General features: G+C 70.1%; 11 protein-coding genes. 8 read left to right on the top strand and 3 right to left on the bottom strand.

The genetic code is table 11. The annotated features are described in order from the left end of the window. Nucleotides 1-148 precede the first annotated feature (148 nt). On the top strand, nt 149-1033 hold the full coding sequence (locus F8566_RS44290) for a helix-turn-helix transcriptional regulator (protein WP_151569485.1): 885 nt from the start codon (nt 149-151) through the stop codon (nt 1031-1033). 196 nt (nt 1034-1229) lie between these two features. Next, nucleotides 1230-1682 (top strand): iron chaperone, encoded by a 453-nt coding sequence (locus tag F8566_RS44285; RefSeq protein WP_151569483.1) that lies wholly within the window; start codon nt 1230-1232, stop codon nt 1680-1682. A gap of 337 nt (nt 1683-2019) precedes the next feature. On the opposite strand, the gene F8566_RS44280 is transcribed toward F8566_RS44285, so the two are convergent. Beyond that, nucleotides 2020-4797, bottom strand: a complete 2778-nt coding sequence (locus tag F8566_RS44280) for an ATP-binding protein (protein WP_225994075.1) — start codon at nt 4795-4797, stop codon at nt 2020-2022. A 381-nt stretch (nt 4798-5178) separates the two neighbouring features. Here F8566_RS44280 and F8566_RS44275 point away from each other — a divergent pair, with 381 nt between their 5' ends. Both F8566_RS44275 and F8566_RS44270 read left to right on the top strand, forming a co-directional pair. Next, complete coding sequence (locus tag F8566_RS44275) at nt 5179-5535, top strand: VOC family protein (RefSeq protein WP_151569479.1); 357 nt, start codon at nt 5179-5181, stop codon at nt 5533-5535. 80 nt (nt 5536-5615) lie between these two features. Next, nucleotides 5616-6227 (top strand): VOC family protein, encoded by a 612-nt coding sequence (locus F8566_RS44270; RefSeq protein ID WP_151569477.1) that lies wholly within the window; start codon nt 5616-5618, stop codon nt 6225-6227. A gap of 58 nt (nt 6228-6285) precedes the next feature. On the opposite strand, the gene F8566_RS44265 is transcribed toward F8566_RS44270, so the two are convergent. Continuing rightward, a complete protein-coding gene (locus tag F8566_RS44265) occupies nt 6286-6660 on the bottom strand; it encodes a nitroreductase family deazaflavin-dependent oxidoreductase (protein WP_151569475.1) in 375 nt (124 codons plus the stop codon). A gap of 152 nt (nt 6661-6812) precedes the next feature. Between F8566_RS44265 and F8566_RS44260 the strand changes: the two genes are divergently transcribed. Both F8566_RS44260 and F8566_RS44255 read left to right on the top strand, forming a co-directional pair. Beyond that, nucleotides 6813-7448 carry a TetR/AcrR family transcriptional regulator gene (locus F8566_RS44260; RefSeq protein ID WP_151569473.1) on the top strand — a complete coding sequence of 212 codons (636 nt, stop codon included), beginning with the start codon at nt 6813-6815 and terminating at the stop codon, nt 7446-7448. A gap of 289 nt (nt 7449-7737) precedes the next feature. Next, nucleotides 7738-8763: a trypsin-like serine peptidase gene (locus tag F8566_RS44255; protein WP_151569471.1), complete on the top strand. Its 1026-nt coding sequence runs from the start codon at nt 7738-7740 to the stop codon at nt 8761-8763. Nucleotides 8764-9056: 293 nt separating this feature from the next. Here F8566_RS44255 and F8566_RS44250 read toward each other — a convergent pair whose 3' ends face one another. After that, on the bottom strand, nt 9057-11591 hold the full coding sequence (locus F8566_RS44250; protein WP_151569469.1) for an SMI1/KNR4 family protein: 2535 nt from the start codon (nt 11589-11591) through the stop codon (nt 9057-9059). Between the two features lie 10 nt (nt 11592-11601). Here F8566_RS44250 and F8566_RS44245 point away from each other — a divergent pair, with 10 nt between their 5' ends. Then, complete coding sequence (locus F8566_RS44245) at nt 11602-11859, top strand: hypothetical protein (RefSeq protein ID WP_151569467.1); 258 nt, start codon at nt 11602-11604, stop codon at nt 11857-11859. Between the two features lie 180 nt (nt 11860-12039). After that, the gene (locus F8566_RS44240) at nt 12040-12948 is read left to right on the top strand and encodes a DUF6192 family protein (RefSeq protein WP_151569465.1); all 909 of its coding nucleotides are present in this window, start codon (nt 12040-12042) and stop codon (nt 12946-12948) included. The last annotated feature ends 1 nt before the right edge of the window (nt 12949 follow it).

Raw genomic sequence — 12949 nt, 5'->3', positions numbered from 1 at the left:
GCCGCGTTGCCTTCACCACAGAACCAGCCGGAGCACCCCTCGTGGGGTGCCGGAAAGTGCCCTGACCGGGCAGGTATCCGGAAGGCAGGTATTGGCAGTACCACCCCGGCAATCAGCTCGGCACGCGCGGCTGGGCACACTGGAACGCATGGACCGCAGTCGCGAACTCGCCGATTTCCTGCGCACCCGCCGAGCCCGGATCACCCCGGACCAGGCGGGGCTGCCCGCCGGCGGCCGGCCCCGTCGCGTGCCCGGCCTGCGCCGCGACGAGGTCGCCAGGCTGGCCGGAGTCAGCACCGAGTACTACACCCGCCTGGAACAGGGCCGCGCCGACAATCCCTCTCCAGAAGTCACCGAGGGTCTCGTACGCGCCCTTCAACTCGACCTCGGCGAACGCGAGCACCTCACCGACCTGCTCGCACGTCCCGTTCGGCGTGCCCCGATCAGCCCCCAACGGGTCCGGCCGGGTCTGCACCTGATGTTGCAGACCCTCGACCACGTGCCCGCGTTCATCCTCGGCCGCCGCACGGACGTCCTGGCCTCCAACCGCCTCGCCCGCGAAGTGCTGACCGACTTCGAGGCGCTCCCCGCGACCCACCGGAACCTGGCCCGCTACTACCTCCTTGATCCCGAGGCGCGCGAACGGGTCGGCGACTGGGAACGCATCGCCGCCGAGACCGTTGCCATCCTTCGTCTTGATGCCGGCCGCTACCCCAACGATCGCCGACTCGCCGACCTCGTCGGCGAGCTCACCTTGCGCTCACCCGAATTCACGACCTGGTGGAACGACCATCGTGTGCTGCGCCGCACCCATGGCGCCAAGCACTACCACCATCCCCTCGTCGGCGATCTGCATTTCTCGTACGAGTCGCTGCAACCTCCCGGCGACACGGATCAGACGCTGTGCGTCTACAACGTCGAACCGGGCTCCCCGACCGCCCAGGCCCTCCAGCTCCTGGCCAACTGGACGGCACCCGAGCAAGAGCGCCACGCTCGTTCGGAACCCACCACCCCACCCGCCGAATCGCCATGACAAAACACCCCCATTCCAGGGAGGTGACCAGGGTTCGAACTGCCACCACCCACTAGGGACCCCGACTCACGATCCGTGCTGGTTTCCGTGGTCAGCACGGAGGCGGCCCGCACTCCTCCTGCGAGAGGTTGTGACCACGGCGATCAGCCCGGCGGACACACCGCGGCGATCGCGACCCAGGACCAAAGGAGTGACCATGGCCAGCACCGCCACCAGCACGTACGAGGGATTCACGGCCGAGGAGCGGGCCGCGATGAAGGAGCACGCCCAGGATCAGAAGAAGGCGGCCCGCCGCGGCTCGCGCGCCGACAAGGCGGCGGAGGCGGAGCGGGACCTGCTCGCCAAGATCGCCGAGATGGGGGACTCGGACCGGATCATGGCCGAGCGCGTCCACGCCGTCATCACGGCCAACGCCCCGATCCTCGCGCCGAAGCTCTGGTACGGGATGCCCGCCTACGCGCTGGACGGCAAGGTCGTCTGCTTCTTCCAGAGCGCGGCGAAGTTCAAGGCCCGCTACGCGACGCTGGGATTCAACGACCCGGCGAAGCTGGACAACGGCGCGATGTGGGCGACCGCATTCGCCCTGACCGACGTGACGGCCGAGGTGGAGACCCAGATCGCCGCACTGGTGAAGCAGGCGGTGAGCTGAGGCGCAGACCCGATTGAACGGCCGGATTGCATTAGGTCAGTGGGGCGAAACCAGCTCCGCTACCACCCCGGCCCCCACGCTCGCCGCAGCGCGGGCCCTGGGGAGCGGCTACCGGGCGGCTACGGGGTGGGGCTGCCGGGCAGCCGCGGAGAGCAGCTAGCGGGCAGCCACGAGTGCGGCTACCGGGGTGGCTACGGGGTGGGCTGGCGAGCGGCTGCGGGGTGCGGCAACCGGGCAGCCGCGGAGTGCGGCTACCTCGCGGCAGCGGGGCTCGGCCGGACGGCAGCCGCGAGGGTGCGGCTTCCGGGGGGCGGTGGCGTGCGGCTGCGGGGGGCGGCTAGGGGGCGGGTGTGGGGGGTAGGCCGAGGTTGGCGAGTGTGGTCTGGCCGGCGGCGGCGTGCTTGCCCCCGGCTAGGACCAGCGTGCGGGCCGACTGGTAGTGGCAGCCGGACGCGTCGAAGGCGTCTTTCGTGGCGAGGATCCGCGCCTGGTCGTTGTCGAGGAGCGCTTCGGCCCGTTCCACGATGGCGCTGGCGACCGGGTTTCCGGCCGTGATGGTCCGGGCTTCGGTCAGGCGGTCACGGGCGTCGGGGCTTCCGGCGAGCACGGTGGCCTCCGCGCGAAGCGCCACGTACCAATGAAGCCAGATCCAGGTGACCCATTTCCATACCTCGCCGGGCTCGGGGGCCATCCGCTCCAGCGCCTCCCGTGCCTGCCCATGGTGGAGCAGAAGGATCGCGTCGAAGACCGCCCCGTAGCCGTACGTGCGCTCCGGCGGGGTGCCGAACTGATCCAGGACCGCGCCCCATTCGCGCCGGGCGTCGTGGTCGTCGCGGAGGCTGTGGATCGTCAGCACGGCGGCCACCGCCGGGCCGAGGGCCGTCCTGGCAGGGCTGCCGGCGCGCCGCCACGCGTCGAGGAACCGGATGCTGCCGGTGAGCACCTGATCAACGTTGCCCGACAGCGCGTCGGCGACGAGCAGCCAGCTCGTGGCGCGGTGCCCGACCTCTGCCAGCAATGGATGATCCGCGAGTTGTCGTCCCCACCGGCGGGCCCCTGGCAGGTCGCCGGTGCCGAGGCTGGCCTCGGTGGCCTCACCGAGCGCCTCGATGAGCTCGTGGGTGGCGGCCGGTGTATCGGGTGCGGACGCCAGCAGCGTGATCCGGCGTCGGGCCGTGGTGGCGGCGGCGAAGCTGTCACCCGCCCAGCTCAGGGCACCGGTCAGCACATCGAGCGCGGCGGATTCCGCAAGTGGATCACCCGTACGGTGGGTCAGCTCGACGGCACGTTCGGCGCGCGCGATCGTCTCCGGAACGGAGTCGCCGGGTTGGCCCTGGGCGGCGCCGACCGCGTCAAGGAGCGCCCGCGCGGCCTCGGCCAACGCCACCGCGGCACGTGCTGCCAGGTCATCGCCGGCCAGTTGCCGCGCTTGGGTGATGAGCGCGGCCGTCTCCTCCTGCGGCAGCTTCCGCGCGAACTTGCTCGAGAACCTGCACGCGGTGGTGGCGATGGTCGCCAGGTCGCAGGCGGCGCCGGCGGTGTCCCCGGCCTGGCGGGCGGCTTCCGCGGCGGCGCTGTGGAGGCGGTACATGTCATCACCACGCATCCGGCAGCCGGCCACGGCAGCGGCCTGCCGGAGCATTGACGCGGTGACGGCGGGGTCGTCGGCGAGCGCGGCGGCCTGCTCATAGCGTTGTTGGGACTCGCCGATCAGGTGACGGGTGAAGGTCAGCTCCGCCAGGCACCGGGCGAGGCGGTACGCGTCCGTGCGCTGTTCCGGCCGGTCGGCCGCCCACGCCAGGGCGGCGCGCAGATCGTCGGCCACCGCGCCGAACCGGGCCCGCCAGTCCTCCCGTACGACCGCCAGGGCGTCGGCCTTGGCCAGGCACCAGCGAACGTGGCGGGATCGGGCGTCGACCAGCTCACCGGTCTCGGCCAGCCGCTCCATCCCGTACTGGCGGATGGTCTCCAGCGCCCGGTACCTGGTCCCGCTCGGGGACGCGGTCACCACCAGCAGGCTCTGTTCGGCCAGCCGGGCCAGTCCCTCGGCGACAATGCCTTCCTCGGACCCGGCGACCTCCGCCGCCGCGGCGGCGGTGAACGGGGCCACGAACACCGACACCTGGCGCAGCAACGCCCGGTCTGCCGGCTCCAGCAGCGCATGGCTCCAGTCCAACGCCCCCCGTACCGAGCGATGGCGATCATCGGCACGAGAGCCGCCGGTCAGCATCCGCAGCGGATGGGACAGGGCGGCGGTGATGCCGTCCAGCCCGAGCGTGGGATACCGGGCGGCGGCCAACTCGATCGCCAGCGCCATCCCGTCCAGCCGCTCACAGACCTGGGCGACCTGATCGCGCTGCGGAGGCTCCAGCGGCCGGCCGACCGCCGCCGCACGCTCCATGAACAGCGCGACCGCGTCCGACTCACCGCCGACGGGCAACGACAGCGGCGGTACGTGATACACCCGTTCGAACGGCACCATCAACCGCGCCCGGCTGGTCGCCAGCACCCTTATCCCGGGGCAGGCCGCCAGCAGTCGCTCCAGAAACAGCGCAACCCCGTTCACCACTTGCTCGCAGTTGTCCAGCACCAGCAGCGCACGACGGTCGGCCAGCGCGGCGACCACGGACTCGGTCATGTCGCGGCCGGGCTGCTCACCGAGGCCGAGCGCACCGGCGACCGCAGTGGCGATCATGTCCGGATCGGTGACCGGGACCAGGTCGACGAACCACACCCCGTCGGAATACTCACCGGCGGCCTCCGCGGCCACCGCCAGCGCGAGCCGGGTCTTGCCCACCCCGCCGGGCCCGACCGCGGTCACCTGACGGTGTGCCTTGATCATCTCGCTCAGCTCGGCCCGTTCGTTCACCCGGCCGACGAACGAGGTCAGCGGGGCTGGCAGGACCGGCGCCGGACGCGCCGGGCCTGCGCCGGGCGGCTCGGGCGCACGCTGGGCGAGCGCCCGCCGATCCGGTACCTCAAGCTTGCGCAGAAGCGAGGAGACGTGACTCTCCACGGTGCGCACCGAGATGAACAGCCGTGCCGCGATCTCGGCATTGCTGAGATGGGCCCCGACCAGCTCCAACACCTCGGCTTCACGAGGTGAGATGTCCACTCCTGTCACCACCGCCCCAGTTTGCCGCATCCCATCCGCCCCCCTCCGCAGCAACCACCCCCATCGCCCCGCGCGGCCGCCCGCACGCCCCCTCCGTACCGTCGCCCCCTGCGCCCACTCACACGGTCGCCCCGTGTCGCCCGTCCGTGCCGCCGCCCAGTGCAACCCGCCCGTGCCGCCGCTCCGTGCGCACGCCCCGTGCGGTCGACTCATGCGGTCGACTCATGCGGTCGACTCATGCGGTTCGTCCGTGTGGTTCGTCCGTGTCGTCGATCAGTGGAGGGGTCCGTGGTCGCCACGGATGTGGACTGGCCAGGCCGGGAGAGAAGCTTTGAATACGCGCCCAGCGGGTCAATGTGACTCAGGACTACAGGAGTGACCATGACTGGCTCTTCTCCCCCAGGAATCAAGACCGTTCTGCATCCCGTGTCCGACCTGGCAAAGGCGAAGGCGGTGTACGCAGCCCTGCTCGGTATCCCGCCGCAGACCGACTCGTCCTACTACGTCGGCTTCGAGGTCGAGGGCCAGCACATCGGGCTGGTGCCGGGCGGTGGACCGCAGGGCATGACCTCGCCGGTGGCCTACTGGCACGTGCCGGACATCGAGGCGAAGCTGGCCGAGGTGATCGCTGCGGGGGCCACTGTGAAGGAGGCCGCGCAGGAGGTCGGCGGCGGCCGCATTGTCGCCACCGTCATCGACCCCGATGGCAATGTCCTCGGGCTCCTTCAAGACCGCTGAACGCCCGACCTGCCCCGCCATATCAGCCGCTCAACGGCGGCCGACAAGACGACGAACCCACCTCGTTCAAAGGATCTGCCATGACCTCGTTCAAATCCGTCACCCTGGAAGTTCCCGACCCCACAGCCGCGAACGCCTTCTACAAGGCCTTCGGTTTGGACTCGTACGTGAACGTCCGTGCCTCGGACGCGACAACGACCGGCTTCCGCGGGTTCGCGCTGTCCCTCGTGGTGTCCCAGCCGGGCAACGTCGACGCTTTTATCGCCGCCGCCCTCGACGCCGGGGCCACGACGCTGAAGCCGGCCACGAAGGGATTCTGGGGCTACGGCGGCGTCGTCCGCGCCCCGGACGGGACGATCTGCAAGATCGCGACCTCGAAGAAGAAGGACACCGGCCCTGCCGCCCAGCACATCGACCAGGTCGCACTCCTGTTGGGAGCGGCGGATGTGAAGGCGAGCAAGCGGTTCTACGTCGACCGCGGCCTGGCCGTGGCGAAGAGCTTCGGCGGCAAGTACGTCGAGTTCGACACCCCGTCGTCGGCCGTTACGCTGGCGCTCTACCCGCGCCGGGCGCTCGCCAAGGACACCGGCGTCTCGCAGGAGGGCACCGGATCACACCGGATCGTGATCGGCAGCGATACCGGGCCTTTCACTGACCCCGACGGCTTCGTATGGGAGACCGCGTCCGCCTGAGGCGGGCCGCGCACGCTGATCGTCCACCTGCGGTACGCCGCGCGCTGGACGCTGGTCGTCACCCTGCGACCAGGTCCATGCGGAGGAACTCGGTGATGCGGAGCACCCTTGGTGGGCGCGCCACGTCATCGGGGAGGGCCTCGAACGCCTCGTCCTTCCCGACGAGGCGTGGGGAGGCGAGTTCCACGTCCCGCCCGTCGACCCGGAGCCGCGCCCTGTCTGCTGCAAGGACGTTCTGCACCCAGTCCGAGCCGGAGCCGTATACCAGAATGAACAGGTAGCCGCCGTCGACAGGATGCGCATCGAGCGGAGTGCGGTACGTCGCCCCGGAGACGCGTCCGACATGGATGAGCACTGGCGACTTCCCACGCGCGATCGTAAGAGGGTTGAACACCCGCTTATTGACGTGGCCCCACCACTTCGGCATCGGCATTGGATCCCCTTCCGCGCCCCGGCACCACTCAGGCTGATTCCGCCTCAGGGCGACTTACACTCGTAAGGCTGCCTTACGCTTGTAAGCCTGTCAACAGTCCCGTCCCGTCCCTGGAGCCCGTCTTGCCACCGCAACCGCTCAGTAGAGGTCGCGTGCTGGAGGCCGCGATCCGCGTCGCCGATCGTGGCGGCGTGGAGGCGATCACAATGCGACGGGTGGCGCGGGAACTGGGCGTGGAGGCGATGTCGCTCTACCACCACGTACCGAACAAGGACGCGATCCTGGACGGCGTGGTCGACGTGGTGTTCGCGGCGATCGAGCTACCCAGGGCCGGGGGCGACGATTGGCGCGACGCGATCCGCGCGAAGGCCTCCTCCGCGCGGGCGGTCCTGTTGCAGCACAGCTGGGCTCTCGGCCTCATGGACTCTCGTCGCAACCCGGGCCCGGCGACGCTACGCCACCACGACGCCGTCCTCGGCGTCCTCCGGAAGGCCGGGTTCACGTTGCCGATGGCCGCGCACGCCATCTCGCTCATCGACAGCTACATCGGCGGGTTCGTCCTCCAGGAGGCGAACCTGCCGGTGATGACGCCGGACGATGTCGAGGAAGTGGCCGGTGGCATCCTCGATCACCTGCCGGCGGACGAGCTGCCGTACCTCAGGGAGATGATCGTTGACCACGCCCTGCAGCCGGGCTACGACTACACCAGCGAGTTCGGCTATGGCCTGGACCTGATCCTGGACGCGCTCGAAGCCCGCCGGAGGCAGAACGGCAACACCGCCACGTAAGACCCAACTCGCCTCTCTCCCAAAACGCGCGCAGCAGAGACTCCAGCACACGTACATGGCCGACCGTGCCGGGCCGCTTCGTCCAGCAGGCGCGGCTGGTCGCTCCTCAACCACACATTCTCGGCCTGCAGACACCCCGTGGTGACCGCTGGCGCGATCAGGCCCGCTTCCCTGTCAGCCACGTGGCCCCTAAAGATCATCTTCGGTACGGGCCTCGTTCACCAAGATCGTGATTCTCTTCTCCCGACCATCCCCGATGATCTTTGTCTTCCGAGATGAGGACCCCACCTTGACGACCCGACGCGGCACCGTCCTGCTCGCGATGGCCGTGGCCGCCGCCCCGCTCACTGCGGGCCCCGCCCACGCCCTCGACGCCACCGATCCCTGGGCCGCCGTCACCGGCACCCAGGCCGGGATATCGCCCCTCTCCTCCGCTGAAGTCGAGGCGTACTGGACACCCGAACGCATGGCCACCGCGATTCCGGTCGAGCCCCCCGTGCCGACAGCGGATGACAGCCCCGCACCTCCGAGCACCAGCGGCGAGAGCGGCGACGGCTTCGTCCCAGCGGCCGTCACGCCGCAAGCCACACCGGGGACCTTGGCGCTCGACTACTTCTCGGCCTCCAAGCTCTGGTCGGGTCACGGCAAGATGCCCGCCAGCACGATCGGCAAGCTCTTCTACACCAACAACGGCACCGGCTACTCCTGCTCCGCCGCAGTGATCAACTCGTCCAACCGCAACACGATCTGGACGGCGGGCCACTGCGTCAGCAGCGGCAACAAGCGCTGGTACACCAACTTCGCCTTCGTGCCCGACTACCACGACGGGAAGCGGCCCCACGGCACGTGGACGGGCAAGAGCTGGTCGGTGCCGAACGGCTACCACGACGGCAAGAAGCACCGCTACGACATGGCCGCCATCGCGCTGAACACCTCGGGCGGCCGCAAGGTCGGCGACGTGGTCGGCTACCAGGGCTACCGGTTCGGCGAGGCCCACAACGAGACCACCTTCCACGACGTCCGTGCGTTCGGCTACCCGTCGAAGACCCATCCGCCCCGCGACGGCATCAGCACCCAGAAGTTGAGGTTCTGCGTCGGCGCCGCCACTCCGGACGCCCTCTACCGGCGAATCGGCTGCGACATGGGCTCGGGCTCCAGCGGCGGGCCGTGGATCACCGGCATGCCCCTCTCCCGCGGCTGGGGTTACATCATCGGCCACCAGGGCTGGAACGAAGGCCCCGGCGTCGCACGAGAGTGGAGCCCCACGCTCGGAACGGCCGCCATCAACGTCCGTAACGCCGTCCACCGAGACTGACCCCCCGCCCGAGCCAACCGACACAACGGCCCAGGGCACCTCTCCCGGTCCCTGGGCCAGGGAAGGTTTGCCCCCGGGCCCCCAGGCCCGCGTCCCAGCCCGGGCCTAGCCCAGGCCCCGCGCCTAATCCCGGGCCCCGTGCCCAGCCCCCAAGGCCCCGCGCCCGGCCCCGGCCTGGCCGCGGAGCCTCCCCCCGCGCTCCGGCGGCGGAGCCTCGCCCCCTGGCCCCGTCCCCCGGGCCTCGCCGTGCGCGCCGTGGCGAAGCCCAGCCTCCGGTCAGGACCAGCCTCGGGTCAGTACTGGCCGATGTAGTGCTGGACGCGTTCCCCTTTGGGGAGACGCCGCGCCCACTGGGCCACTGTGCTCGGGGACGGAGTGCCGGAGAGTACGGCCATCGCTAGGCCAGGCAGCAGAACGTCTCGCCGCCAAAGCTCCAGCCACTGCTCGTACGACAACGACAGATACCGCAGACGCTTCATCCTGCCCAGCGCAGCAAGGTCCAGCGCCTGCGATCCGCCCAGGTCCAGCGCGTGGAGTCGGGGGACGGTGACCAGCGCTTCGAGGTCGACCGCGTGGTGCACGCGCACCGTCACCGCGCGGAGCGTCGGATGGCCTGCGAGCGGCGCCAGGTCGACGGCTTCCATGCCCAGGAGGGTCAGTGCCTCGATCGGGGTGTCCTGCAGGGGGCTGAGGTCGGCCGACCGGCACTTGTCCAGCTCCATCTGCAGCAGCCGGGTGCCCCGTACGGCGTCGAGGTCGATGTCGCCCCCGCCCCTCACACGCAGAACCTGGGTGTTCACGCCGGGATTCAGTGTGTCGCGGTCGCCCCAGACTGTGGCCTCGCCGGGTTCGTTCTCGGACTCCCGGTCGAGCGACATGTCGCCTAGATCGATCTTCAAACGGTCGTCCTCGTGCACCCAGTCGCCCCGGTCGAGCGCCTCGACGTGCCGGCGGAGCAGCGAGGTGACCGAGTCGGCGACGTAGGCGGGATGGCGCCGCCGCAGGCCGATCCGGATGACCTGGCCGGGACGCCCGCCCGGCCCGGGGTCCATGTCGACGGCGAGGTAGTCGTTACTGCCGCCGTCGGCGAACGGGATCCAGCCGGCCCTGTCGCGCGAGCGCCGGACCGCCCAGGGCGGACCGGTGTCCAGGATGGTGTTCCGCAGATCGGTGTCGAACGGCACACCGTCCATCCAGTAGTGGTCGCCGTCCATGTGGATGAAGGACAGGTCCGACGCGGCAAGCCACTCGTAGCCGTTGTCGATGAGCCCGGTGTCGCCGTCGCCGTCCAGCACCTCGTAGAGGGCGCGCAGGTCGTCGGGGAGCGAGGGGTCCAGATCGGCGAGTTCCTCCTCGCGATCCTCCGCAGGCGGGGGCAGCTCATCGGGGTGACCGAGGATCTCCTCGCGACGCTGGAGGTAGGCGCCCAGCAGCCGGACGGCCTCGTCGGGATCGCCCGCCTGGCTGAGATCGGCGGGCCCCTCCTGATCATCGCCGGGGTCGTTCGCCAATGCCTTCTCGTCGAGGACGAAGGCCGCACCCGAATCCTCGTCCATACCTCCGACAGCGGCCTCGAACCAGCCCGAAGCGTGCACGGCCATCCTGATCACCTTGTTCCGGCCATGCGTGAAGGGCAGCCCTTTGGCGAGAACGTCGAACGGGGGGGCACTGCGATCCTTGGTGCCGTCCGCCAGGAGGTATCTGCCGCTGTAGCTTCCGCCGAGAGTGAGGTCGGCTCGCCGCCATCCCTCCGGGGCTTGGGCGGCAACCTTCGCCGCAAACCGCCGCAGCACCCCGGTGGTCTGGGGGTCCTGCTCGCTCTCGCCGGCCCGGCGGCCGGTCAGCAACCGGAAGCCTTCGTGTCCGCGCAGGCCATCGAGGTCAGGGTCGGTGAGGATGTCCTCGGTGATGCACGGGTCGAGGCGGATCGCCTCGGCAAGGTCGTCGAGCGCGGCGTCATCGTCCCCGAGCAAAGACCGGACGTAGGCGCGGTAGTAGCGCACCTCGGCGTCAGGGTGGAGGGACGCGGCCTGATCGAGTACCCGCAGCGCGTCGTCGGGACGTCCGGACTTGGCGAGCCTCAGCCCTCGGATCAGCCAGCCGCGTAGGAACGCGGGATCTTCCCGAGTGGCACGTTCCCAGTCCACTGGCCGGATGCTCTCCAGGAGACAGATCGCCGGGCCCGCCATGCCGCCGTCAGCGGCTCGTTCCAAAGCCTCGGCGGCCTCCGCCGGATCGGCCTCCTTGAGCAGCCAGCCCCTCCACAGCTCGGCGAGCCCGGGCTCCGCTCCGGCGGCCAGCGCCCGGTCGAGCGCCTCAAGCGCCACATGCAGCAACCTCGCATCCAGCGCGGCGAACGCGACGTCCAGCCAGCGATCGGGTGACCCGTCTGCAGCGGCGACCGCCGCAGCCAGCGGACCCGCCGGACGGCGCGGCATGTCCTCCAGCATGAACCCTTTGAGCCCAACAGGACGCAACGACCGCTCTCTGAACACCGCCGCATGGACCATCAGCGGCTTTAGAACGTTCCGGACGAGCCCCCTGCCCTCTGGTGCCGCAGCAAGAAAGTCGAGCACAACGGCCGTCCGGTCCGCCCGGTCGAGCACCATGCCCTGCGGATCGGTGAATCCGAGCACGTCGACGACGTAGACATCCTCGCCCGCCTCAAAGATCAGCCCCTCCGGGATATCGCCTTCGCACCGTCCGGCCTTCGTGGGCCCGTACACGCAACGCCAGCGCGTCCCGTCCGGCCAGACGCGCTCCACCATCCCGTCCTCGCGCGCTTCCCAGCCCGCCGCCAGCAATTCGCGCGCCCTCGCGTCCGTCATGCCGCCCATTATGGACATCAAGATCACGCATGGCTGCGAGATGCCGAACGCGGGAACGCGACACCGGGGAAATTGGCGGTGGAAGCAGCGGGTGGCGGGGAATGTCGCGGCGGTGAAGGACGACTCGCCGGCAGCGCGGGCGCAGTGTCCGGAGTGCGGGCTGGTGTGGGTGGTGGGTGTGGATCATCGGGTGGAGGCGGTGTTCTGCTCGCGGCGGTGCAAGACCCGGGCGAGGCGGGGGCGTCAGGCCGCGCGCTCGGCGGGTTGATCCGTTCGGCGAGGGGGATCTGTGCCCCCTTCGCGAACGGATCGGTAGTCGGCGGTGCAGGTTTTCGCGGCGCCGGAAAAGGACCTTGTATGCAGGGATTGTCACGTGAAGTGATCATGTGCACACTGTCGTTGCCGCGCCAGATTTCTATCCCCTTCCGCTGGAGGAGGCGGGGAAGTCATGAGCGTGGAGATGGTCGGGCACGTGACCCGCGCACGTTATGAGGAGCTGGTGCGCGAGGCGCGGGAACTGGTGGAGCTGCAGACGCGCTGCCAGTGGGGGCTGGGCGATAAGGCTCTGGAGATCGAGCCACTGCAGCGGCATGGAGGTCAAGGTCACGGACCGGTCGAGAACATGGCCGGGGTGAACGAGCTGCTGCAGATGTTCGCCGATGATGTGGGCGCGGCCCTGAATACCATCCGCAACTACCGGTGGGTGTCGTCGCGCTGGCCGGCCCAGCGCCGCCGCAAGGGCGTGTCGCACTACGTTCACGCGATCCTGGCGTCGATTCCCGACGAGGCCGAGCGGTGGGAGGCCATCGACAACCCGCCGCTGGACGAGCGCACCGGCACCTGCCGGTGGACCGAGAAGACGGCCCACAAGCGGGTCGGGCAGCAGACCCGGGAACCCACCACGGTCGCGCAGAAGGTCGCGGCGATCCACGACCTGGCCGCCGACGAACAGGTCGCCTCGCAGATCACCACCGACCTGCTGCGGCGGCCGGCGGTGGCCCGCGAGGCCATGCGCGACACCACGGCCCGGCACCTGGTGAACCGGGCCCAGGTCGAACACGACCACGCCGCGGGCGAGCGGACCCGCCAGATCGTGCAGCCGGCACGCGAACGCATCCAGCACACGACGGGATTCATCGACCTCATCGCGGCGTGCTCGACGTTCGTGGCCGCGGGCGGCCGGATCGTGCCGAACCTGTCGGGACGGCCGTTCACCGACGACGAACGCGCCGCGATCCACCGCAACGTCGCCAGAGTTCGGGCGATGGCCGACTGGATCGAGGGCGCCGCCGACACCGGCAACACCTCCCTGGATGCGGGCCTGGCCGCGCTGCTGCGCGGCGACGCCGACTCTTGAC

This window comes from Actinomadura rudentiformis (assembly GCF_008923185.1).
GTDB lineage: Bacteria > Actinomycetota > Actinomycetes > Streptosporangiales > Streptosporangiaceae > Spirillospora > Spirillospora rudentiformis.
The sequence above is the reverse complement of the archived record's forward strand: the minus strand, read 5'-3'. Positions and strand labels throughout refer to the sequence as shown.